The organism is Halostagnicola sp. A56, from assembly GCF_000691505.1.
Taxonomy (GTDB): Archaea; Halobacteriota; Halobacteria; order Halobacteriales; family Natrialbaceae; genus Halostagnicola.
Map to the genome: position 1 here is coordinate 36,461 of NZ_JMIP02000020.1, position 22,435 is coordinate 58,895.

18 protein-coding genes are annotated in these 22,435 nt (G+C 61.8%); 7 read left to right on the plus strand and 11 right to left on the minus strand.

The genetic code is table 11. The features are described from left to right. Positions 1 to 50: 50 nt before the first annotated feature. Positions 51 to 3,080, minus strand: a complete 3,030-nt coding sequence (locus EL22_RS11265; RefSeq protein ID WP_050051600.1) for an oligosaccharyl transferase, archaeosortase A system-associated — start codon at positions 3,078 to 3,080, stop codon at positions 51 to 53. Positions 3,081 to 3,483: 403 nt separating this feature from the next. Here EL22_RS11265 and EL22_RS11275 point away from each other — a divergent pair, with 403 nt between their 5' ends. The 4 genes from EL22_RS11275 to EL22_RS11295 all read left to right on the plus strand — a co-directional run bounded on the left by EL22_RS11275 (position 3,484) and on the right by EL22_RS11295 (position 8,125). After that, positions 3,484 to 4,971, plus strand: coding sequence for a D-aminoacyl-tRNA deacylase (locus EL22_RS11275; RefSeq protein WP_050051602.1), 1,488 nt, complete (start codon positions 3,484 to 3,486; stop codon positions 4,969 to 4,971). A 156-nt stretch (positions 4,972 to 5,127) separates the two neighbouring features. Continuing rightward, the gene (ftsZ, locus tag EL22_RS11280) at positions 5,128 to 6,267 is read left to right on the plus strand and encodes a cell division protein FtsZ (protein WP_050051603.1); all 1,140 of its coding nucleotides are present in this window, start codon (positions 5,128 to 5,130) and stop codon (positions 6,265 to 6,267) included. Between the two features lie 574 nt (positions 6,268 to 6,841). Then, positions 6,842 to 7,432, plus strand: coding sequence for a 50S ribosomal protein L15e (locus EL22_RS11290; RefSeq protein WP_050051605.1), 591 nt, complete (start codon positions 6,842 to 6,844; stop codon positions 7,430 to 7,432). A 258-nt stretch (positions 7,433 to 7,690) separates the two neighbouring features. Then, positions 7,691 to 8,125, plus strand: a complete 435-nt coding sequence (locus tag EL22_RS11295) for a universal stress protein (protein ID WP_050051606.1) — start codon at positions 7,691 to 7,693, stop codon at positions 8,123 to 8,125. Positions 8,126 to 8,191: 66 nt separating this feature from the next. Here the strand turns inward: EL22_RS11295 and glmS are convergent, their stop codons facing one another. The 3 genes from glmS to EL22_RS11310 all read right to left on the minus strand — a co-directional run bounded on the left by glmS (position 8,192) and on the right by EL22_RS11310 (position 10,296). Beyond that, a complete protein-coding gene (gene glmS / locus EL22_RS11300; RefSeq protein ID WP_050051607.1) occupies positions 8,192 to 8,644 on the minus strand; it encodes a methylaspartate mutase subunit S in 453 nt (150 codons plus the stop codon). A gap of 103 nt (positions 8,645 to 8,747) precedes the next feature. Further along, on the minus strand, positions 8,748 to 9,464 hold the full coding sequence (locus EL22_RS11305; protein ID WP_050051783.1) for a phosphoribosyltransferase family protein: 717 nt from the start codon (positions 9,462 to 9,464) through the stop codon (positions 8,748 to 8,750). Positions 9,465 to 9,594: 130 nt separating this feature from the next. After that, the gene (locus EL22_RS11310; protein ID WP_050051608.1) at positions 9,595 to 10,296 is read right to left on the minus strand and encodes a helix-turn-helix domain-containing protein; all 702 of its coding nucleotides are present in this window, start codon (positions 10,294 to 10,296) and stop codon (positions 9,595 to 9,597) included. Positions 10,297 to 10,440: 144 nt separating this feature from the next. Here EL22_RS11310 and EL22_RS11315 point away from each other — a divergent pair, with 144 nt between their 5' ends. Then, entirely contained in the window at positions 10,441 to 11,067 is a 627-nt protein-coding gene (locus EL22_RS11315; RefSeq protein WP_050051609.1) for an isoprenylcysteine carboxylmethyltransferase family protein, read from the plus strand. Positions 11,068 to 11,073: 6 nt separating this feature from the next. On the opposite strand, the gene thrS is transcribed toward EL22_RS11315, so the two are convergent. Further along, entirely contained in the window at positions 11,074 to 13,029 is a 1,956-nt protein-coding gene (thrS, locus tag EL22_RS11320; protein WP_050051610.1) for a threonine--tRNA ligase, read from the minus strand. 245 nt (positions 13,030 to 13,274) lie between these two features. Further along, on the minus strand, positions 13,275 to 13,799 hold the full coding sequence (gene pyrE / locus EL22_RS11325) for an orotate phosphoribosyltransferase (RefSeq protein ID WP_050051611.1): 525 nt from the start codon (positions 13,797 to 13,799) through the stop codon (positions 13,275 to 13,277). A gap of 140 nt (positions 13,800 to 13,939) precedes the next feature. On the opposite strand from pyrE, the gene EL22_RS11330 reads away from it, so the two are divergent. Next, positions 13,940 to 14,959, plus strand: coding sequence for an alpha/beta hydrolase (locus tag EL22_RS11330; RefSeq protein WP_050051612.1), 1,020 nt, complete (start codon positions 13,940 to 13,942; stop codon positions 14,957 to 14,959). 425 nt (positions 14,960 to 15,384) lie between these two features. Next, positions 15,385 to 16,041, plus strand: coding sequence for a lactate utilization protein (locus EL22_RS11335; RefSeq protein ID WP_050051613.1), 657 nt, complete (start codon positions 15,385 to 15,387; stop codon positions 16,039 to 16,041). Between the two features lie 204 nt (positions 16,042 to 16,245). Here EL22_RS11335 and EL22_RS11340 read toward each other — a convergent pair whose 3' ends face one another. From EL22_RS11340 to hutU, 5 genes are all read right to left on the minus strand, one after another. Continuing rightward, entirely contained in the window at positions 16,246 to 16,689 is a 444-nt protein-coding gene (locus tag EL22_RS11340; protein ID WP_050051614.1) for a hypothetical protein, read from the minus strand. Positions 16,690 to 16,949: 260 nt separating this feature from the next. Further along, on the minus strand, positions 16,950 to 18,524 hold the full coding sequence (hutH, locus tag EL22_RS11345) for a histidine ammonia-lyase (protein WP_050051615.1): 1,575 nt from the start codon (positions 18,522 to 18,524) through the stop codon (positions 16,950 to 16,952). Next, a complete protein-coding gene (gene hutI / locus EL22_RS11350) occupies positions 18,517 to 19,734 on the minus strand; it encodes an imidazolonepropionase (protein ID WP_050051784.1) in 1,218 nt (405 codons plus the stop codon). The genes hutH and hutI overlap by 8 nt, the downstream gene beginning before the upstream one ends. Beyond that, positions 19,731 to 20,645, minus strand: coding sequence for a formimidoylglutamase (gene hutG / locus EL22_RS11355; RefSeq protein WP_050051616.1), 915 nt, complete (start codon positions 20,643 to 20,645; stop codon positions 19,731 to 19,733). The genes hutI and hutG overlap by 4 nt, the downstream gene beginning before the upstream one ends. Beyond that, entirely contained in the window at positions 20,642 to 22,384 is a 1,743-nt protein-coding gene (gene hutU, locus EL22_RS11360; RefSeq protein WP_050051617.1) for a urocanate hydratase, read from the minus strand. Before hutU ends, hutG begins: the two co-directional genes overlap by 4 nt. Positions 22,385 to 22,435 lie beyond the last annotated feature (51 nt).

The window sequence follows — 22,435 nt, forward strand, 5'->3', positions numbered from 1 at the left end:
TGTCGGACTCGAGAAACGTATTCTAGGGAAAGTTATGCGCTCGTCGCAGCTTACTCGTCTTGGGTGTCAGCCTGCGTGTCGTCTGTCTGGTCGCCGCCGTTCGATCCCGTGGTGTCGCCATCAGTGGCCGTCTCGTCGCCACCGTCGTCAGCGGCCGTTTCGTTCCCGTTCGTTCCGTCGTCGCTTGCGTCGTCCGTCTGATCGCCCTCGTCGGTTTCGTCTCCGCCGTCGTCCACGACATCGTCGGCTGGTTCACCGACATCACCGTCTTCGACGGCCTCGAGGGTGCCGGCATCGACCGACTCGCCTTCGACGACCGCGGTTTCGGAGACATCGACCTGTCCGTCGTACTGCTCGACGTAGGACGTGTTACCCTCGTCGGCAGTCACCGTGAGGTTGTACTCGTCGAGCGCGTCGATGCTGCTGTTGGTGTAACCGTCCTCGACGCCGAGGTCGCCGCTCGTCGAGTACGGCACCGTCAGTTCGTAGCTGCCGTCTTCTTGGATATCGGCTTCCTGTGCGTAACCGAAGACGCGTCCGTCTGCCGTCTCGAGTTCGAGCGTCGCGGTGATCATCGCGCTGTCGTCCGCGGCGAGTTGCTCGTCCTCGAGGGTGCCGGTGATCGTCGCGCCCTCGACGCGCTCGAAGGTCTTGAGGCCGGAGCCGACACGCTGGTCGATGATTTGTACGTCGTACGACGATTGGCTCTGGATCTGTCTTAGTTGGGTTTGAAGCGCCGGGCTAGCTTGCTGATTGACGGCAATTTGTGGCTGTCCGTCATCAACGAGCACCTCGTCGCCGTCCATGATGGCGTAACTGATGAAGCTAGCCGTCCGAATGTTGTTCTCGTGGACGAGCCGGTAGTGCTCCAGATTATGCGCGTTCTCGAAGTACAAGTTCGAGAGCATCGTCTGGCCGTAGAGGCTTTCCTCTTCGACATACTCTCGGCCCTCGCGTTCGCTGAGGTCTTCGGCAGTGATCGTATCGCCGGATTCGTAATCCGCGGGGAGCGCGTACTCCTGGTAGTCAGGTCCGGTCCACTGCGTGATCGCACCGAACTTGCCGCTGGCCATCGACGAGTCGATCATCACGTACCGCATCTCCTCGTCGGTGGCGTTTGCGTCCTCGAGTGCGGTCTCGAGTTCCTCGTCGGAGACGTCTTCCCAGTTAACATCAGCGTCGCTGCTGATCGTCTCGAGGATCATCTCGCCGCGTTCCTCCGAGTCGGCTGTCAGGTACGCCGAGGACGACTCGGCGTTCTGCTGGAACGGGTTCGCGTGGGGGATCCGTTCGGCTTGCGTCGTTATCAGGTGGCCGTAGTCCCACCACGACATCACGCCGTAGGAACCCTCGGGATAGTCGTAATCCTCTCCGTCGGGGTACTCGTACGTATCGTAGTACCCGAGTTCGCTGGCGTTGTCGGCGCCGCCGTAGTTGCCAGGCTCCGGCGTGTTTTCGGCGAGCCATTCGTTCGATCCCTCCCAGAGTATCGCATCTGCACTCGGGTGTGGTTCGGGACTACCCGCGTCGGGATTGTCCCCGGTAACCTTCCACGGGCCGGCGGCGGCAAGCGGGATCGACGCGAAGACGAGCAACACGACCATCCCGACGACGATTATCTGGTAGGTCTCGATCTGCTTGACGCTCTCGAGGCCCTGCTCTATGTCGAGGTTGATTATACGAGCGATATCGGCGATGAACGCCGCGTTGAGCACCGCGACCGGGAGAGCGAGGTAGTAGGCGAACCGGACCTGCGTCGCCGCCATGCTCGTGAGGAACAGCGCCCAGACGATCAGGAACGTGTGTTCGGCGCGATACTCTCTCCCGAGATACGGCCGAAGGAGGAGAAGTACGATTCCGACGACCATCGTGTAGAACGCGGCACCGAACTCCTCGAGCACGTGCGCAGAGAGGAAATCCTCCGGGCGCTGGGCTTCGACGATCGTCGCGTCGGTGTCGACGCCGCCGAACGGAACGAGGCGGCGAACGAGGTTGTCGGAGATGGTCGCGAAGAGATCGGGTAGAGCGAGCGCGATGCCGACGAAGGCGACCAGAATCAATCCGGCGATCGCGGCCGGATAGTAACGGCGCTCGAGATCACGGTTGTCCCACTGGCGTGCCAGCCACGCCATGAACACGCAGCCGAGCCCGACCAGCAGCGCGGCGACTGGCTGTACGTAGCCGAAACTCGTCGCGCTGGCGCTCCACTCCTCGACGAAAAACGCCATGATGAGGGCGGTGACGCCCATGCTGACCGCGCCGACGAACGCGATGTGATCGGGAGAAACACCGCGGACGTAGTCCAGACAGAGCTGGACGGTAAAGAAGATGGCGAGAACGCCGACGAGGACGACGCCCGACGGCCAGACCAGGATGTACAGTGAAACCGCGAGACCGGCGAGGGCGCTGTAGATCGTCGGTGCCTTCAGCGTCGCCCAGTCCCGGTCGACGAGCAGTTCGTAGATGGGTTTGTCGCGTTCGCCCGCGCGAAGCGCGACCATGACCGCTAGCGCGGCGATAGCCATGAACAGCACTTCGCCGACGTGATGGTCCAGTTGCCCGACGATGCTTCGCGAGAGGAAACTACCGGGGAACAGGGCGAGGACGACGACGGAGACGAGACCGCCGACGGTGCCGCCGAGTCGCCGACCCATGTAGAAGACCGGCACAGCGACGAGCGCGGCCATCACCGGAATCGACAGGAGCGCGACGGTAAAGAGCGTCTCCGAAGACGGGTCGCCGAGGCCGACGATCATCGCCGCCGTGACGATGAGTTGATCGAACAGCGTCCCGAACTGGCCCACGTACGTGCCGGACGGGAATCCGGTATACACTTCGTACGGCAACGTATTCGGGAAGTTCTCCGCGGTCCACTCGATCGTTCGCCACTGGTAGTACGAGTCGACGCCACTCAGCATCGGCGAGCCGCCTTCGTACGTGAAATTATCCCGGGGCCGCGTCCGGACCCAGTACATAAACAGCATCACGACCCCGATAAGCGGGATGTGATACCACCGTTTCAACGTCTCGAGGACGGAGGACTCCGTTCCCTCGGCGACGTGTTCCGTGTCGGTACTCATTAACTTGGAACTGTCCCAAGTCGGGAATAAGCTTTGTCATCTACTTGTCGGTCCGCTATCTCGAGTCGAGACGGAATCATCAGGTAACTCCCACTCGAAATGGGAACTATCCCGCGCTTACCGGTCGGATTCGTCGGCACTCACAGATTGAATAAAATAGATTCCCTGATGTTGTACGGAATCGCGATGATAGTATTCGCTCTATTCTCGCATCAACACGATGTTATGTTCCGCGACTGGAGTGAAGCTTTCGGGTGGATTGGATTTGCGGTCTGCACAGCGTCGCTTATCGGGAGTTTGATACGTAGGAATTAAGCTACATAACTTCTCTCGGCGGAGGATCGACGATCCCGGTCGCATCGAAAACGTAGCCTATTCGTCGCCTCGAGCCTGAGACCACTTCGTGATCGCGATCGTCGAAAGTCGAGCCGACAGCGCCTCGGAGCACATCTGTCAGCACCTCCGCGAGTGCGCCGACTGGACGGAACTGATCGACGACGACCGACCGGACGAAGACGGCGGCGGGACCTACCATCGAACCGATAGCTTCGAACTGCGCTCGTTCGACGAGCTACACATCGACCTCGAGCGGCCCGCGGAGGCCTTCGACGGCGATCCCGACCTGCTCGTGTTCGCCTCGCGCCACGCCGGCGACACCGGGGCGCTGCTGACGGGCCACTTCACGGGGAACTTCGGCCCCGCCGAGTTTGGGGGCGACGACCACGCGCTGGCCGAGACAGCGCCGAACGCGCTCGCGCGATTGCTCGAGGCGTTCGAAACGCACGCGCCGAAGAACTACGACGTTGGTATGGAGTGTACGCACCACGGACCGACGGACGTCGGCTGTCCCTCGCTGTTCGCGGAACTGGGCAGCGACGAGCCCCAGTGGAACGACCCCGAGGGCGCTCGCGCTGTCGCTCAAGCGATTCTCGAACTTGGCGCGGTCGAGCGCTCTGCGGCGGCAGGCGGTACGGCGGCGGGCGATACGTCGGAAGGCGGCACGGCAGGAGACGGCTGTGTCGCGCCCCATCGCGAGCGACAGGTCGTCGGGTTCGGCGGCAACCACTATGTCCCGCGCTACCAGCGTATCGTCGAGGGGACTCCCTGGGCGGTCGGCCACATCGCCTCGGCGTGGGCGCTTGACGATATGGGCGACCCCGACGAGTACCCGGACGTAATCGAGGCCGCCTTCGACACCAGCGGAGCCGATCTGGCCGTCCTCGAGGGAACGTGGCCGGACCTCGAGCGAGTCATCGAAGACTTGGGCTACGAGATCGTCAGCGAAACGTGGCTCCGGGAGGTCGGCGACCGGTCGCTCGAACTCGTCCGAGCGGTCGAGTCCGAACTCGGTCCCGTCGAGTCGGGAATCAGATTCGGCGACAGGCGGGTGTCGCTCGAGGACGGACAGGTGACGCTCGAGGCGGGGAACGCGAATCTCGAGGAGAGCAATGAGGGCGACAGCGAAGACGACGACGCGAACGGCGAGGCGTTCTCGATCGTTGATCTCCCCGCGGCGTTGCTCGATACCGCCGAAAGCATCGATCCCGAGCGCGTCCGACAGTGTGTGGAGGCGACCACCGTCGCGTTCGCGACCGAAAACGGCGGGAGCCGAGTCGGCTCGACCGCGGCCGTCCCGTCGGAGGGGGTTCCGTCGACGCTGATCGAATCGCTCGCCGAGGTACTCGAGGAGAAGTACGATCGGGTTCGACTCGAGGACGACGCGGTCGTCGCCGAAGAACGCGCGTTCGATCCGGACCTCGCCGCCGAGGCCGGCGTGCCGGAAGGACCCAAGTTCGGCGCGCTCGCGAACGGCTCGCCGGTGACCGTCGACGGGAAAGCTATCAATCCCGAAGAGGTTCGTGCTGACCGAACAGATCGGTTCCCGGTGTAACTCGAGCGCGGTGACGGTACGATATGCCTACAGCGTGACTGAGGCGCCGTTTTCTCGATCAGCGATCCGGTAGGTAACAGTCGATTACCGCGTCAGACAGACGGCTGACGTGTAGGGGAAAGGTAATTATGCTCCATCCTTAAGTCAAGGGCAAGGATGGACTCTATAATCGACGATGCTATCGACGAGGCCGAGGGCGGGGAGCCTGATCATCTCCCCGACGAGGCCGAATCTGTCGACGCCAATACTTCGGGGACGATGACCGACGACGAACTGCTCGACGTACTCGACGATCTCCAGACTGATATTACGGTCGTCGGCTGTGGCGGCGCTGGCGGCAACACCGTCAATCGGATGGGGGAAGAGGGAATCCACGGCGCGAAACTAGTCGCGGCAAACACCGACGTCCAGCACCTCGTCGAGATCGAAGCGGATACGAAGATCCTAATGGGCGAGCAAAAGACCGGCGGCCGCGGAGCCGGCTCGCTCCCGCAGGTCGGTGAAGAGGCCGCCCTCGAGAGCCAGCAGGACATCTACGACGCGATCGACGGCTCCGACATGGTGTTCGTCACCGCGGGACTGGGCGGCGGAACCGGGACCGGTTCGGCCCCCGTCGTCGCGAAGGCGGCTCGAGAATCCGGCGCACTGACGATTTCGATCGTCACGACGCCGTTTACCGCAGAAGGTGAGGTTCGGCGAACGAACGCCGAGGCTGGCCTCGAGCGGCTTCGAGACGTTTCCGATACGGTCATCGTCGTCCCCAACGACCGCCTGCTCGATTCGGTCGGCAAACTGCCGGTGAAACAGGCGTTCAAGGTCAGCGACGAGGTCCTGATGCGCTCGGTCAAGGGCATCACGGAACTCATCACGAAACCGGGTCTCGTCAATCTGGACTTCGCGGACGTTCGCACCGTGATGGAACGGGGCGGCGTCGCGATGATCGGCCTCGGCGAGGCCGACTCCGAAGCCAAAGCCGAGGACTCGGTCAAGACCGCATTGCGTTCGCCGCTGCTCGACGTCGACATCTCCGGTGCGAGTTCCGCGCTCGTCAACGTCACCGGCGGCAACGACATGTCGATCGAGGAAGCCGAAGGCGTCGTCGAGGAGATCTACGATCGGATCGACCCCGACGCGCGCATCATCTGGGGGACCTCGATCGACGAGAGCCTCGAGGGCAGTATGCGAACCATGATCGTCGTGACCGGTGTCGAATCGCCGCAGATCTACGGCCGGCCCAACGGCGAGGCCGTCCAGCCGGAGGGCGCAGCCGAAGAAGACATCGACTTCGTCGACTGATTCACAAAGCAACTTTTGGGTCTGTGGATCGCTTTCTCCAGACCTGTCGTTCGTTCCGACGGAAAAACTGCTGGCCACGGCGACTGCTGTGAGGACGCCGTGTTCTCGAGAATTCGAAGACAGCGAGTAGCCGTTACCCATCGATCTGATCGACTTCGTTCTGCTCGGAGTGCTCGCTGAGTCGGCGACTGTATTCCGATTTCATCACGTGGCCTGTGAGAAGGATCGGAAACAGTAGCAAGGGCCATGCGACGGGATACAGTAAAATGAGAAGCGTGAACTGCACGCCAAAGAGCAGTAGCAGGATATCTTTCTGTCGGCCGGAGTCTCTCTCCATCAAGCACCTATTATTCAACAATACTTGTTAATGTTCGGAAATAATACATGTGTCTCTCGAGCCCACGGCCCGAGGCGCGACGCTTCGAAGCCCTTATACTCGCAAGTTGGATAGTTGCAGACGACTCGCTGGTCCGCGGGCGACAGCGGGCACCTGTTCGACGCACGTCACAGGTCGGGATGTGGAACGCGGGAGACTCTCTCGAGTTCTGAACCAGGAAACGCCCGCAGGTATACAATGGCACGAAGCTTCTACTCCCACATCAAGGAGGCATGGAAGAACCCGGGCGACGGCAAGCTCGGCGAACTGCAGTGGCAGCGCAAGCAGGACTGGCGCAAGCAGGGCGCGATCGAGCGTATCGATCGCCCGACGCGACTGGACAAGGCGCGCGAACTCGGCTACAAGGCCAAACAGGGGGTCGTCCTCGCGCGCGTCTCGGTCCGCAAGGGTACCGCCCGAAAGCAGCGACACAAGGCCGGCCGACGAACGAAACGACAGGGCGTCAACCGGATCGGTCGCCGCAAGAACATCCAGCGGATGGGCGAAGAGCGCGTCTCCCGAAAGTACCCCAACCTGCGGGTGCTCAACAGCTACTGGGTCGGGGAAGACGGCAGCCAGAAGTGGTTCGAAGTGATCCTCGTCGATCCGAACCACCCGGCGATCGAGAACGACGACGACCTCAGTTGGATCTGCGACGACGATCACACGAACCGCGCGTTCCGCGGTCTCACTAACGCGGGCTCGTCGAACCGCGGTCTCAACACCCGCGGCAAGGGCGCGGAGAAGGTCCGCCCGTCGAACAACGGCGGTCGCGGCGGCGCGAAGTAATCGCGGCGGGCGTTCTTCGAGATTTCTCGTTGCAGACGACTCTTTCCGGCAGACGAGCCTCCCTGTAGATGACTCCTTCCTGTCGATGCCACCCTCGAGTCGTGACGCCGATTTCGAGTGCGCCGTTGGCCTCGAGTCGCGACTTATTTCGATCCTCCGACACGAACGAGCGACGCGACGTACGGCGTCGTTTCGAATCTACCCACCGGGCGAGAATTCAGGCTGACACTTATTTCGGTCCCGCGCGTCCTCTCGCGTATGTCCAAACGGATCGTCGTCCCGATTGACGACTCGGATCGTTCGGTCGACGCACTCGAGTTCGCAGTCGAGGAGTTTCCCGACGCCGAGATCACGGCGCTGCACGTCCTCGATCCCGGTGATTTCTACTCGGCAACCGGCGTCGACGGCGGCGCGATGGCCAACTACGAACAGATCTACGAGCGCCACGAGGCCCAAGCCGACCGGATTCTCGAGGACGCGGTCGACCTCGCCGCCGACCGCGGCGTCGAGATCGAGACGGATCGCGTCATCGGCGGCATCTCGCGGTCGATCGTCGACTACGTCGAAGAACACGACGCCGATCAGATCGTCGTCGGAAGCCACGGCCGGACCGGTGCGAGTCGGATCCTGCTGGGAAGCGTCGCCGAAACCGTCGCGCGGCGCTCGCCGGTTCCCGTGACTATCGTCAGATAAACACAGAGACGCGTCGAGACACCGTTCTCGACGCGAACGAGGATAACAGCGGATTCTGCAGCGACTCTACACCGAAACGGTTCGGCTTCGTTCGTGTTCGGATTCGGGCGGTCGAATATCGAGATCGGCTCGCAGCGCTTCGATCGCCTCTTCCGGGTCGGTTTCGGAGTTGAAGACGCGATCGAATCCCATCGCGCGGAACTTCTCTCGAGTCTCCTCGAAATCGGTCTGGCCGACGGAAAGATTGCCACCGATATAGGTCGTCACGTCCTCGAGATTCGCCTCGGTGACCAGTTCGTGAAAGCCCTGACAGTCCTGCTCGGCGTGTCCGTACAGCGACGAGACGAGTACAGCTTCGGCGTCGTGATCCGTTGCCGCGTCGACGAACTCCTGTTGGGAGCTCTGGACGCCGAGGTTGACGACGTCGAATCCGGCAGCGTTCAGCGCCTGCTCGAGGATCGTGATGCCGACGACGTGGGCGTCGGAGCCGATCACGCCGAGGATAACTGTCTTCGTCATTGTCGTACCTCGACAGTCTTCGGGGAACCACATAAACCTAATGATTCATCATGTTATTTCTCCCCAGGCGGGGACTGCGAGAGCGATAGCCGACCGATGAACCTCACGCGTGTACGGAAGTCAGCGCGTCGACAGCGGCCTCGGTCCGGCCGCGAACCCGACGAATGCCGTCGTCGCCGGCCGCGATCAGCGCGAACACGCCCGCGACATCCGCCCCGGCGGTTTCGACGATGTCGAGCAGCAGTTCCTGGGTTTCGCCCGAGCGGATGAGATCGTCGACGACCAGCACCGACTCGCCCTCACCGATCGACGATTCGGGCAGGTAGTAGGTGATCTCGATGCCCGAATCGAGCCGTTCGCGGGCCTCGATAAACTCCTCGACGGCAGTCTCCTTTCGCTTCTTCGCGTATGCACACCGTGTGCCGTAGTAACTCGCGAGCGACGCCGCGAGCGTGATCCCGTCGGTCGCGGCCGTCAGAACCACGTCCGGCCGATCGAACCCGAAACTGTCGGCGACGACGGGCGCGGTGAGGTTCAAAAACGGCTGGTCGAAGACTACTCCGGAGTTGTCGACGTACCCCTCCTCGTCCACGCGGATCCGCGCCTCGAGTTCCTCGGCGATCGCGTCCTTCCCGAGATCCTCGACGACCGCTCGAGCGCGGTCGGTCCCCGGCAGCACGTGGCCGTTGACGTACCGGTTGAGATCGCCCGCGGGGAGGCCCGTCTTGGCCTCGAGTTCGTCGTAGGTGCGGGTTTCCTTGAGCATACACAACACGTCGACGGCTCGCAACTGGAGGGCGGCTTTCTCGGCTCTGTTCATACCGATATGCACGATCCCACAAGTATGGATATTTCGATCGTAGAATACGGATGAGTGTCCACAAACGTGGTCGGCGAGAGCCGCTCCGTCGAAGTCGATACACCAGATCGAGCCGTCGGAATCGGGGGCGTCAACGGTCGTTCGGATCGTGATCGTGCTCGAATCCCTCGCGGCGTCGAACAAGTCGCCGCATGACGCTCGTCTCGGCCCTCTGGAGGAGCGTCCCAGCCGTACTCGAGGCACAATCCAGTTCCGTGGCGACGGCCTCGAGGCCCGCTTCTCGCGGGACCGCGAAGTAGCCGACGTCGACCGCGGCCGAGACGGCCTCGAGTTGTCGCTCGGTGAGGTCGCCGCCGAGGGGCGCGTGCCGGCGGTCGTACTCGCCGATCGCTCGAACGGTGACGTCGATCTCGTCGGGTAACCCCTTGAGCATCGCCTTCAGATCCTCGCCGGCTCCGACAATCGTCATGTAGAACGCGGCGTCGGCGTCGTAGACGACGGGCGGAACCACGACGAGATCGAGCGCGGCGAACGCTTCTCGCCAGCGCACGTCCTCCTCGCGGGTCTCCTGGCAGATGTAGACGTAAAACGAGTCGTCGTCGATTGGAGTCAGATCGTACCAGCGAACCGAGTCGACGGCGTCGATCGCCGCCTCGTAGGAGTCGCGGTCGGCTTCGGCGTAGAACAGTTCGTACTCGAGGTCGTCCTCGCGGCCCGCGATGTTCCACGTTCGAAGTTCCTCGTAGCGGACCGCCTCCTCCTCGCGGATGAACCGCTGCATCGGGTGGAGCATCCAGTCGGGTTGAGAGAGGCGGACATCGAGGTACTTCATCGGCCGTTGCTCGACGATGCGCGCACGGCCCACTTATAAATTGGCTAGTAGAGCCGCGAGAACCGCGAGGGAACATCCGCGAGAAGGACTCGGTATGGACACGCGACAGTCGACAGCGGGCGGACGGCCGACGGAGGGGAGTCGATGACGATACTCGAGTCGGAGGCTTTGACCGCGACGGCGTTCGCGATCGGTCTCGCCCTCGCCGTCACCAACTTCGCGGGCATCGTCGCCAGCGCGCTCGGCGTCGCCGACTACTGGCCGCCCGGCGACCGGGACTGGCGCTACTACGCCCACTGGGGACTCTCGCACGCGCTCAACGTATTCGTCCTCGTCCTCGTCTATCTGGACTGGAACAGCCTCGGACTCCCTCGCACGTCGTCGCTCGTCGTCGGCGCGACGCTGTTCGTCGGAGGCTACGCCATCGCCATCGCGTCTGGGCTGGACCTCGGCGTCGAGGAGACCAAGGGGCTCGAGGGCGAGTTGCGAACCGGCGGCTGGTATCGATACTCGAGAAATCCGCAGTACGTGGGCTATATCGCCGCGACGATCGGATTCGCGCTACTGGCGAACTCGATACTGGTGACTGTCATCTGTGCAGTCTACCTCGGCTGGTGGCTCGCGCTGCCGTTCGCCGAAGAACCCTGGCTGCGCGAGCAGTACGGCGAGGCCTACGAGGACTACGCCAGTCGAGTTCCACGGTTCGTCGGCGTGCGGACGATCCACACACTTGTCAGGAACCGAGAAGAGATACGATCGATGACCGACTAACGGCGTTCAGTCCCGCAGGAAGTCGGGTTCGGTTCGCTTCTCGTCGCGTTCGCCCTCGAGGTGGGCCCGGAACGCGTCGATGTCGACGTCGTACTCCTGGTCCTCGAAGCGGTCGCGAACCGAGATATTCCCGTCTTCCTCCTCGTTGTCGCCGACGATGATCTGGTAGGGTACCCGGTCGTCGTGGGCCGCGCGGATCTTTCGCTCGAGCGTCGAGTCCCGGTCGTCGACCTCGACGCGGAACTCGTCGAACTCGTTCGCGACGCGGTGGGCGTAGCCGAGGTTCGAATCCGAAATCGGAAGCACGCGAACCTGCTCCGGGGCGAGCCAGAGCGGGAAGTTACCTTCGTAGTGCTCGATGAGCATCATGAAAAAGCGCTCGTACGAGCCGTAGAGGGCCCGATGGATCATGACCGGGCGGTGTTCCTCGTTGTCCTCGCCGACGTAGGAGAGGTCGAACCGCTCGGGCATGTTGAAATCGAGCTGGACCGTCGGGCCGTCCCAGTGACGGCCGATGGCGTCCTCGAACGCGAAGTCGATCTTCGGGCCGTAGAACGCGCCGTCGCCTTCCTCGACGTCGTACTCGAGGTTTCGGTGCTCGAGCACCGACCGAAGCTGAGACTGGGCTTTCTCCCAGATTTCGTCGCTGCCGACGCTCTTCTCGGGACGCGTTGCGAGCGCCATCTCGTACTCGAGGTCGAACGTCTCGAGGACGTCAGTGATCATGTCGATGACCGTCTCGACCTCGTGTTCGATCCCTTCAGGTTCGACGAACAGGTGACCGTCGTCGATGGTGAAGGCCCAGACCCGCGAGAGTCCCGAGAGTTCGCCCCGTTGTTCCTTGCGATACACCTTCCCGTTCTCCGCGTACCGGATCGGCATATCACGGTAGCTCCAGGACTGGTCCTGAAAGATCGCGGCGTGGCCGGGACAGTTCATCGGTTTCAGGCCGAACTCGTCGTCACCCACGTCGAAGATGAACATGTCGTCCTCGTAGTTCTCGTAGTGACCCGAGCGGTGCCAGAGATCCGTCTTGAAGACGTGGGGCGTCTCGACGTAGTCGTAGCCCGCGTCCTCGTTGAGGTCCTCGACGAAGGACTCGAGCTCTCGCAGGATCGTCTTCCCCGGCGGGTGATACAGCGGCAGGCCGGGGCCGGTCACGTCCTGGATCGAGAAGAGGTTCATCTCGTTGCCGATCTTGCGGTGATCGCGCTCCTCGGCCTCCTCGAGGCGCTGTAGGTACGCCTCGAGGTCGGACTCGTCCTCGAAGGCGGTGCCGTAGATGCGGGTCTGCATCGGGTTCTCCTCGTCGCCGCGCCAGTACGCGCCCGCAATCTCGAGCAGTTTCACCGCGCCGATCTCGCCCGTCGACTCGACGTGCGGGCCGGCACAGAGGTCCTCCCACTCGCCCTGGCTGTAGAAGGTAACCTGCTCGCCCTCCTCGGCGAGTTCGGAGAGGAGTTCGAGTTTGTAGGGCTGGTCGGCCAGCCGTTCTTCGGCCTCCTCGACCGAGACTTCCTCGCGTTCGATCTCGTAGTCCGCGTCGACGATCGCTTCCATCTCCGACTCGATCTCCGCTAAGTCCGATTCGTCGACGTCGAGGTCGTCGAAGTCGTAGTAAAAGCCGTCGTCCGTCGGCGGGCCGATGGCGAGTTTCGGCTCGTCGTAGAGCCGTTCGACCGCCTGTGCGAGACAGTGGGCCGCCGAGTGGCGCATGACCCGCAGAGACTCGTCCGATCCCTCGGTGATTATCTCGAGTGCCGCGTCGTCGTAGGCGGGTTCCTCCTTGGCGACGAGGTCGCCGTCGAGTTTCCCGGCGACCGTGTCCCGGCCGAGTCCGGGGCCGATCTCGTAGGCGCAGTCTTCGACCGTCGCGCCGGCGTCGACCTCGAGTTCCGACCCGTCCGGCAGTACGACGGTGATCTGTCCCGCTGATTCTGGTTCTGACTCTGATTCTGACATGGCTGTGGCTGGTTATCGTAAGTAGGTACTCGGACTCGCGGAGAAGCCCAATGGTGTCCTGCACGCGTCGCCCGCCGGCGTCGAGTTCGACGCGACGAACGAGAGGTGAGTGTTAGAAGCGGGCGGACGGCCCTGTAAAACGGACACCTACCATCGTAATTACGCGTAGTCTCGAGTAGGGTAAAAGCGTTGTGATGGTACAGCGCCGCTCGATCGCAACGCGGGGTGTGGGTTCTCTCCCGGATTCACTGGGAGGCCAGCAACTCGCTCGCGGTCACCAGCGACTCCATCTCGACGCCGGCGTCCTCGACGGTCTCCCGGCCGCCTTCCTCCCGGTCGACGACGACGAGCGCCCGCTCGACCGTCGCGCCCGCGTCCCGGAGCGCCTCGACGGCGTCGACGAGGCTCGTTCCCGTCGTCACGATGTCCTCAACGACGACGACTTCCTCGCCGTCCTCGAGTCGACCCTCGACGAGGTTCGCGGTGCCGTAGTCCTTGCGCTGCTTGCGCGCGATGACGTAGGGAACGCCCGCGGCGACGCTCGTCGCGGCGGCCAGCGGGACGCCGCCGAGCGCGACGCCGCCGAGTTTGTCGTCGGCCGCGAGTCGGTCGGCGAACGCCTCGGCGATGGCCGCGAGACAGTCGGGATCGGTCTCGAAGAGGTACTTGTCGACGTAGTACTCGCTGGTCCCGCCGTGGGAGAGTTCGAACTCGCCGAACCGAACTGCGTCGGCCGCCCGAAGCGCCTCGATGAGGTCCTGATTGGTCATGCTCGTAGCAGTGACCCGAGGCGAAATAAGCGGTGTGAAACGCGACCGGCCACGGTGGCGACGACATCGGTGCGATTGGACCCGCCGACCGGATTTCCGTCGACCGTAGCTTTTTGGCTCGGTTCGAAGTACACAGCACCATGACACCTTCTCGAGTCGACGACTCACACGCAGCGTCTCGCGCCGAGGAACCGCACCCCGACGTGCAGGCATTTCTCGAGGTCTACGAATCGCTCGACGCGCCGGACTTCAGCGAGGTCACGCCCGAGACCGCTCGAGAGCAATTCTCGACGATGCTCGAGGGAGGCGACCCGGCCGTCGAGCTTCCCGCGGTCGAGGACCGCAGTATCGACGGCTCGGACGGCGAGATCCCGATCCGGCTCTACGAGCCGAGTGAGGACCCCAATCCCGATCGACCGCTGATTCTGTACTTCCACGGCGGCGGCTGGGTCATCGGCAGCGTCGACACCCACGACGGGAGCTGTCGAAAGCTCGCCGCAGAGTCGGGCTACCCGGTCGTCAGCGTCGACTATCGACTCGCGCCGGAACACCCGTTCCCGGCCGGGCTGCGGGACTGTTACGCCGCCCTCGAGTGGGCCGAAGATGTCACCAGCGACCGCGACACCGCCGACGACGGGGGTGACACCATCGCGGCCGACAGCGACCGAATCGTCCTCGCGGGCGACAGCGCGGGGGGAAATCTCGCCGCGGCGACCGCGCTGCTCGCTCGAGATCGGGGCGGCCCCGATATCGCGGCACAGCTGCTGATCTATCCGCCGACGGGTGACGCCACCGAAACCGAATCATACGAGGAAAACGGCGAGGGCTACTTCCTGACCGCCGAGGAGATGGCCTGGTTCGAGGACCACTACTTCGCGGACGACATCCAGCAAGGGAACGTCTACACGGTGCCCCGACGCGCGGCCGATCTCTCCGAGCTCCCGCCCGCGACGATCCTCACCGCCGGCTTTGACCCGCTCCGGGACGACGGGGCCGCCTACGCCGACCGGCTCGAGGCCGCGGGCGTTCCCGTCACCTCCCGCAACTACGACGACATGATCCACGGCTTCTTCGGAATGGTCCGGGAGCCGGCGAACTTCGAGCGCGCCCACGAAGCGTACGACGACGCGATTGCCGATCTGCGGGCGCGGCTCGAGTGATCTATTGGCTGTAGTGGCGCGCGCTGGCGGGCCGCGAGCGGCCCGCCGAAGCCGTGCGAGGGCGGCGGTGAACGGTGAGGGCTGAACGAAGTGAAGCCCTCGACCAGTGAGCGGCGAGCGGAGCGATCCGCGAACGGAGTGAACCGCCGCGGTTGGGGAGGGTGAGGCTGCGGCGGGTGGGATCGAAAGGGGGCTTTCAGGGCTGTTGAATATACTGAGGGTACCATATATACTGAAGGTATCATAGAACGATCCTTCTAGCGTTTATTTCTCCCCATTCGTACTGAACTATCCGTTCGCTACACGTGCTTATTGATCGCAGACTCCCATATCGTCCGAAGTTACATTAGAGTAACCACCTAACACCGGTATCCGCGAGGGCTTAAGATGCCAACAGCCCCATACAAGGATACGGATAGCTCCATATGTCACAGGAAAAATCAGATTTCGTAGCTGAGACCGAAATCGACACCACACTCGACGAACTACCGACCGACGAGGCCATCGAGGAGACCGTCAATAACCTCGAGAGTAACGGCTTCGACGTCGTCGTCACGGAATCGGCCGAGGACGCCCTCGAAGTGCTCCAATCGCGAATCCCCGCCGACGCGTCAGTGATGAACGGCCACTCCACGACGCTCGAGGAGATCGGCTTCGACGAGTATCTCTCCGAGGGTGACCACGAGTGGGAGAGTTTGCCGGACGAAATCTGGAGTATCAACGACGACGCGAAGCGCCAAGCCGCTCGTCGTGAGTCACAGACTGCGGATTACTTCCTCGGCGGGATTAACGCGGTCTCCCAGACCGGCGAACTCGTTGCGGCCGACCGTTCCGGTAGCCGGATCGGCGCGTACCCCTTCGCCGCGAGCAATGTCGTCATCGTCAGCGGCGTGAACAAGATCGTTCCGACGCTCGAGGACGCACTCGAGCGCCTCGAGTCCGTGGCCTATCCCCTCGAGAACGAACGAGCGAAAGAGGCCTACGGCGTCGAGTCAGCCATCGCAAAGCAGCTCATCTACCGCCAAGAACTCGAAGAGGGCCGCACGACCGTCGTGCTTGTTCGCGACCAGTTGGGATACTAACAAGCCGATTAGGGTCGGGTACAGGTTTCCGCAGCGCAGAGATTGCTGTGGAAAGTTTCTGTTCTTATCGTTCGTCGGAGAGTCGCGGAGAAGGTGTGCAAACCGTTCTATGACGCCCTCTATACTCTCGAGTCGGTTGCAGCGTTTGAACTCTCCCAGAACGGTGTTAGCTTTTCCTCGAGCGAACCGCCTACTCGTCTCCGCTCACTCCGAGTTCGGCCGCGGCATCGCCTCGAGTTCCTCGATCTCGCCGGTCTTTTCGACCCGTTCGTACTGCCGTCGCCACGGCTCGCGCGGGAACAGGTCGTTCCGATCGAACAGCGCGCGCGCGTCGTCGGTCAGCCGGTAGAACTTGTAGGGGAACCCGCGCGTTCGTTCGCCCGGCGGGATCTCGAGTTCCTCGAGCACGCCGACGCTTCGGAGGGTCTTGAGGTGGTTTCGGATGGCGTCTTTCTCGAGGCTCGGGTTCATGTAATCGAGTTCGTCGACGCTGGGCGCGCCCTTCGGGTGGCCGATGACGTCGGCGATGAGGTTCGCGCGAGTGTCGTCCGTGGCTTTCTGGAGCGCCCGCCACGCGTTGAACTCCATCGCCGGCCCCACGTTCTCGCCGCCACCGCCGCCGTTTGGCTGGGACGTTTGCGGGTACATAGTGGCCACTACAGCCCCGCACGACATAAACACTTGGTCGCTGAATACAACTGTTCTTCAGATCGTTTCTCAGTTGTTTCTCGATCATTACTCAAGTATTCCTCAAGCTGCCTAAGAACAGTGCTCGAGTAGCATTCGAGTGGTTCTCGAGCACCGCTAATTTAATATCGCAATTGATGGGAACATTGATTAGTTAAAGCTAATCCTCGATGTTCGCAAGTGCTAACAGACGTACGGACTAAAAAATCACAATCTTATCATTACGCCAGCGGATCGTTGAGTGCTGTCTCGACGGCATCGAGTAACGTATCGGACCGAAGAAGCGCCAGCGTGGACTCGATATCTCGATGGATCGGTCGGTCTTCGTCGAGGTGAGGAACGTGATCGCGAACTTCCTGATAGGCCGCGTCGGTCCCGACACCGGGTGTGAGGTCCTCCACAAAATCGAGCGCTTGAGCCGCACAGGCTAGTTCGATCCCGATGACACGGAGCGTGGACTCGACAGTTTCTCTCCCAACATAAGCGCTCTGTGCACTCATACTGACGTGGTCCTCTTGGTTCCCGCTGACGGGGATACTGTCCATTGACGGACGTCCCTGTGAACGGTTCGTGCTCACAAGATCTGCTGCCGTGTACTGAGCGATCATATACCCCGAGCGAAGACCACTCCCTTTGGTCAGGAATGGGGGTAAATGCTCCTCTTGAACGTTGGGATTGAGCATTCGATCCATCCGCCGCTCCGAAATCGAGGCTAATTCCGCGAGACCGCTCGTGACGTAATCCAGCCGCAGGGCCAGGGGTTGCCCGTGGAAGTTCCCGCCAGAGATGACAGCGGCACGCTCAGTGCCGCTTGCGCGGTCATCTGCGTTTTCGGTAGGGAACACGAGTGGGTTGTCTGTCGCACTGTTGAGTTCGGTCTCGACAGCCTCGCGAAGATGTTGAATCGAGTCTCGGACTGCACCATGCACCTGTGGCAGACAGCGAAGCGAGTACGCGTCCTGCACCCGGTCACAGTTACGGTGAGATTCGACGATCTCGGAGTTCTGGGTGAGCCGTCGAATGTTCTCCGCACTTTTGGTCTGTCCTTGGTGTGGCCGGACGCGATGGATACTGGGGTGTGAACTCGCAGTCGTACTCATCGTCGCTTCTGTAGTCATCGCACCGGCGATATCCGCCGCACGCATCGTACGTTCAGCATCACACACGACGAGTGAGGCCAACCCGACGGTCAGCTGTGTTCCGTTGATGAGCCCTAATCCCTCTTTCGCACGAAGTGTCACCGGTTCGATGTTCTTCCGCTTCAAGGCCTCGGCTCCCGAAAGCCGTTCACCGTCCACAGTGGCTTCACCCTCTCCAGTGACGACGAGAGCAAGGTGGGAGAGTGGGGCGAGATCGCCGCTTGCGCCGAGACTCCCCTTGGCCTTCACGACGGGATGGACTGCCTCGTTTATCATCCTCACGAGAACGTCAACGATCCGTTCCCGAACGCCGCTGTACCCTTTCACCAGCGCGTTGAGCCGGGTAACGAGCATCGCTCGGACCTCTTCCGTAGCGAGCTCGCGACCTGTACCAGCAGCGTGACTCCGGACGAGATTCTGCTGGAGCGTTTCGATGTCGTCCTCGGGTATCCGTTCTTGGACGAGTTCGCCGAATCCCGTGTTCACCCCGTAGACGGCCTCTCCAGACTCGACGATATTGATGATGCGTTCGCGCGACTCGCGAACGCGCTCACGAACTTCCTCTGGGACTCGAACGATGGCACCGCTCCGTGCCACGCGCTCGACGGCATTTGGTGTGAGGGACTCGCCGTCGACGACGACCGGTTCATCAGTCACGGTGGACCACCTCTCCGCGCTTTACAACCGTTTGTACGTTTTGCACACCGAAATTATACGGAAGGTGCTGATAGTTGGGCACGTTGGCGACGACTAAGTCACCAGATGATCCCTCTCGAAGGGTACCTGTGCCGTCCGTTCTGTCGATAGCGTTAGCGGCCGTAATTGTTGCACTACGGACAGCCGACGCTGGTGTCATACGCATGCCATTGCAGGCGAGTTCGATTGTGAATTCCATACTCTGTGAGTAGCAGTTCGGATTGAAATCGGTCGCGATGGCGACCGGAACGTCCGCCGCTTCAAAGTCCGTTACGTCAGCGTAGCCAGCCGCGAGCGAAAAGGCAGTCCCCGGCAAGAGAACGGGTGTTACGTCCGCTTCGCCGAGTGCCGCGATGTCCGCCTCAGTCGACTGCAACAAGTGATCTGCGCTCGTGGCCCCGATGTCGGCAGCCAACTGTGACCCGCCGAGTCGCTCGAACTCGTCGGCGTGGATCTTCGGCTTCAGCCCGTGTTCCAACCCAGCTTCGAGAACGCAACGGGAGTGATCGACGGAAAAGACGCCTTCCTCACAAAAGACATCACAGAACTCGGCGAGGTTGTTCTTCGCCACTATGGGTAACTGTTCTTCGATAACTCGGTCGACGTACTCATCGGTGTCCGTGTCCTCGGGCACAGCGTGCGCACCCATGAAAGTCGACACCACGTCTATTGGATGCCGGTCGGCTGCCTCGTCGATCGCTTCGAGTATCTTCACTTCCGTCTCGACGTCGAGCCCGTAGCCCGATTTCACCTCTGTCGTCGTCGTCCCGTGGGCGAGCATGACGTCGAGATGTGCGAGAAGGTTCCCAACGAGTTGATCGCGAGAGGCGTCACGCGTCGCCCGCACAGTTCGTAGGATACCCCCGCCTTCCGCGAGGATGTCCTGATAGTCTGCACCCTCGAGTTTCGCGGTGAACTCGTCAGCGCGGTTGCCAGCGAACACAGCATGTGTGTGTGGGTCGACAAATCCCGGAAGAACCGTTTTTCCGGCAGCGTCGATGGTGTTCGCCGAATTCTCTGGAGGGTGGTCGCGTGTAACTTCCTCGGTTGGCCCGATCGCAGTGACGATACCGTCTTTGATTGCCACGGCACCGTCTTGGATCGTTACCATCTCACCGTCGTCTGTCGGAGTTGCGACCTGTGATGCGTCGTATACGACGAGGTCGATCACGCTGACCACCCCGAGAGGAAGTGCGCCACGGTTCGTGCAGCGGCATCAACGGTTCGCCTATCGACATCGAGCGGCGGCGAACACTCGACAAGTTCGTAGCCAGCAATTCGCTCATCGGTGGCGACGAGACGAACGAGTTGGAACAGTTCGCGTGGCAGCAATCCACCAGGCGTCGGGGCGCTAGAACCACTATAGATCGCATCGAGAACGTCGATATCGACACTACAATAGATTCGATCGACGTTATCGAGACCGGAGAGGGCCCGATCGACGGCTTTGGGGAGATTCGCTGTGACCTCCTCGACAGTCACGACTGTTCCACCATTTTCGCGTACATAGTCGTGATAGGCTGTACTCGTCTCGAAGTGTCGAGCGCCGATACAGGCGTAGCTGTCGAGTCCGGCCTCGTGTAACTGGCGGTAGGGCGTCCCGCTAGTCGGTTCGTCTCGAACCTTTCGAACATCAAGGTGGGCGTCGACGTTGAGGACACCGACGCTCGAATCCTCGAGCAGCGGAGCGACATTCGGGACAGTCAATGAGTTGTCGCCCCCGAGGAAGACGGGGAGCGCGTCGAGTGAGTGAACCGACCCCGTAATCTCCTGAAGCGCATCTTGTACCTCAGCAACTGAGCCCGAGGGTATGTCGATATCCCCAATGTCAGCTACGCTATCGATGGGTCCCGTATCGAAGTGATGGGTCTTCACCCCTGCAAGCGCGTTCCTAAGGGCTTCGGGACCCTCGACGGCTCCGCGCCGGGAGATAACCGCGCCGTCATACGGCTCGCCGACAAGGACTACGTCGAACTCTTCAGCAGTGTTGAGGTCGGCCCCGCTGACGATGTCGCCGAACTGCTCGTCTACGGGGTCCGATGACGGCCCCGACCAATTCGGTGGTGCGGTGAAACCACTCATTCGTTCTCACTCATCGGGACGTGAACGTCTGAAGTCGTTGCTTCGTCGAGCGCCTCGTCGTACCCAGCGTCGGCGTGGCGGATGACACCCATGCCAGGGTCAGTCGTAAACACGCGCTGAGCCTTCTCAGCAGCGAGATCTGAGCCGTCGAGGACGACGTGATTATTGGTGTGGAGAGAGTTACCGATACCGACGCCACCCCCGTCGTGGACGCTGACGATATCTGCGCCAGCAGCACAGTTGAGCAGGGCGTTGAGGATTGGCCAGTCAGCGACAGCATCAGAACCATCTCGCATAGCCTCAGTTTCTCGGTTCGGGCTAGCCACACTGCCGGCATCGAGGTGATCTCGCGTGACGACGACTGGCGCCGCAATCTCGCCTTCATCGACGAGTTCGTTGATCCGGAGTGCGAACCGCGCACGCTCTGTCAGACCATCGTCGCTCTGGTAGCCGAGCCAGCAGACGCGGCTGGGAAGACCTTGGAACGAAACCTGTTCCTGTGCGATATCTATCCAGCGGTGCAGTTGATCTTTTTCAGGGAAGAGCTCCTTGACAGCGTCGTCAGTCCGATGGATATCCGCTTCGTCTCCAGAGAGGGCGACCCAGCGGAAGGGTCCCTTCCCTTGACAGAACAGGGGCCGGATGTACGCTGGAACGAACCCTGGGAAATCGAACGCGTTCGCTACCTCTCGATGCTCCTCGACCTGTCCACGGATGTTGTTTCCATACTCGAAAGCCACCGAACCGCGCTCTTGCATTTCGAGGATGCCTTCGACGTGACGTTGCATCGTGTCGAGACTCTCTTCGACGTACCGGTCGGGGTCCGTCTCACGTAACGCGTCGGCCTCTTCGACAGAGTAACTCGCGGGGTAGTACCCTTCTAGCTCGTCGTGTGCGCTTGTCTGGTCGGTGACGATGTCCGGGACGAAGTCGCGTTCGAGCAGCCCGTCGAACATATCGGCAGCGTTCATGTGGAGCGCGATAGAAAGAGGCTCGCCGTTCGCTGCCGCATCTTCGGCCAGTTCGATCGCTTCGTCGAGGTCGTCCGTCTTCTCCATGCAGTAGTCCGTTTCGATCCGCCTGTCAATCCGGTGTTCGTCGACCTCGGCCGCGATACACACGCCGTGGTTCATCGTCACAGCTAGCGGTTGGGCCCCACCCATACCACCGAGACCAGCGGTGACCGTGATCGTCCCTTCAAGCCCCTCCTGCTCGGGGAAGTGTTGGCGAGCCGCCTCGGCCAGTGTCTCGAAGGTCCCCTGAATAATGCCTTGCGTTCCGATATATGCCCACGATCCCGCGGTCATCTGGCCGTACATGATGAGCCCCCTCGATTCGAGTTCGTGGAAGTGTTCCCAGTCGTCCCAAGCGCCGACCAAGTTCGAGTTCGCGATAAGCACTCGTGGTGAACGTTCATGCGTCTTGAACCGTCCGACCGGCTTCCCTGACTGGACCAGTAACGTTTCGTCGGCAGCGAGCGTTCGTAGCTCCGAGAGGATCGTATCGTACGCGTCCCAGCTTCGGGCTGCCCGACCAGTGCCGCCATACACTACGAGATCCTCGGGATTCTCGCCGACTTCTGGATCGAGATTATTGTTGAGCATTCGGAGGGCGGCTTCCTGTCGCCATCCCTCGCACTCGATCTCTGTTCCTGTGGGTGAGCCCTGATATCCGAGCCACTCCGATGAGGGACTACCGACCTCGTACGCCGAGTCATCGTCTGTCTGTTGCTGTTTCATGCGTACGTATACCAATTGATTTGTGGGACCGATAGATGTCCCTCTCCTTTT

What these genes read in the sequence shown, in the direction of transcription:
- thrS (WP_050051610.1), bottom strand. Translation starts at nt 13,029, where the DNA reads ATGTCAGAATCAGAGTCAGAACCAGAATCAGCGGGACAGATCACCGTC.
- EL22_RS11330 (WP_050051612.1), top strand. Translation starts at nt 13,940, where the DNA reads ATGACACCTTCTCGAGTCGACGACTCACACGCAGCGTCTCGCGCCGAG.
- EL22_RS11340 (WP_050051614.1), bottom strand. Translation starts at nt 16,689, where the DNA reads ATGTACCCGCAAACGTCCCAGCCAAACGGCGGCGGTGGCGGCGAGAAC.
- hutG (WP_050051616.1), bottom strand. Translation starts at nt 20,645, where the DNA reads ATGAGTGGTTTCACCGCACCACCGAATTGGTCGGGGCCGTCATCGGAC.
- EL22_RS11315 (WP_050051609.1), top strand. Translation starts at nt 10,441, where the DNA reads ATGACGATACTCGAGTCGGAGGCTTTGACCGCGACGGCGTTCGCGATC.
- EL22_RS11310 (WP_050051608.1), bottom strand. Translation starts at nt 10,296, where the DNA reads ATGAAGTACCTCGATGTCCGCCTCTCTCAACCCGACTGGATGCTCCAC.
- EL22_RS11305 (WP_050051783.1), bottom strand. Translation starts at nt 9,464, where the DNA reads ATGAACAGAGCCGAGAAAGCCGCCCTCCAGTTGCGAGCCGTCGACGTG.
- EL22_RS11265 (WP_050051600.1), bottom strand. Translation starts at nt 3,080, where the DNA reads ATGAGTACCGACACGGAACACGTCGCCGAGGGAACGGAGTCCTCCGTC.
- glmS (WP_050051607.1), bottom strand. Translation starts at nt 8,644, where the DNA reads ATGACGAAGACAGTTATCCTCGGCGTGATCGGCTCCGACGCCCACGTC.
- pyrE (WP_050051611.1), bottom strand. Translation starts at nt 13,799, where the DNA reads ATGACCAATCAGGACCTCATCGAGGCGCTTCGGGCGGCCGACGCAGTT.
- EL22_RS11335 (WP_050051613.1), top strand. Translation starts at nt 15,385, where the DNA reads ATGTCACAGGAAAAATCAGATTTCGTAGCTGAGACCGAAATCGACACC.
- EL22_RS11290 (WP_050051605.1), top strand. Translation starts at nt 6,842, where the DNA reads ATGGCACGAAGCTTCTACTCCCACATCAAGGAGGCATGGAAGAACCCG.
- hutU (WP_050051617.1), bottom strand. Translation starts at nt 22,384, where the DNA reads ATGAAACAGCAACAGACAGACGATGACTCGGCGTACGAGGTCGGTAGT.
- ftsZ (WP_050051603.1), top strand. Translation starts at nt 5,128, where the DNA reads ATGGACTCTATAATCGACGATGCTATCGACGAGGCCGAGGGCGGGGAG.
- EL22_RS11295 (WP_050051606.1), top strand. Translation starts at nt 7,691, where the DNA reads ATGTCCAAACGGATCGTCGTCCCGATTGACGACTCGGATCGTTCGGTC.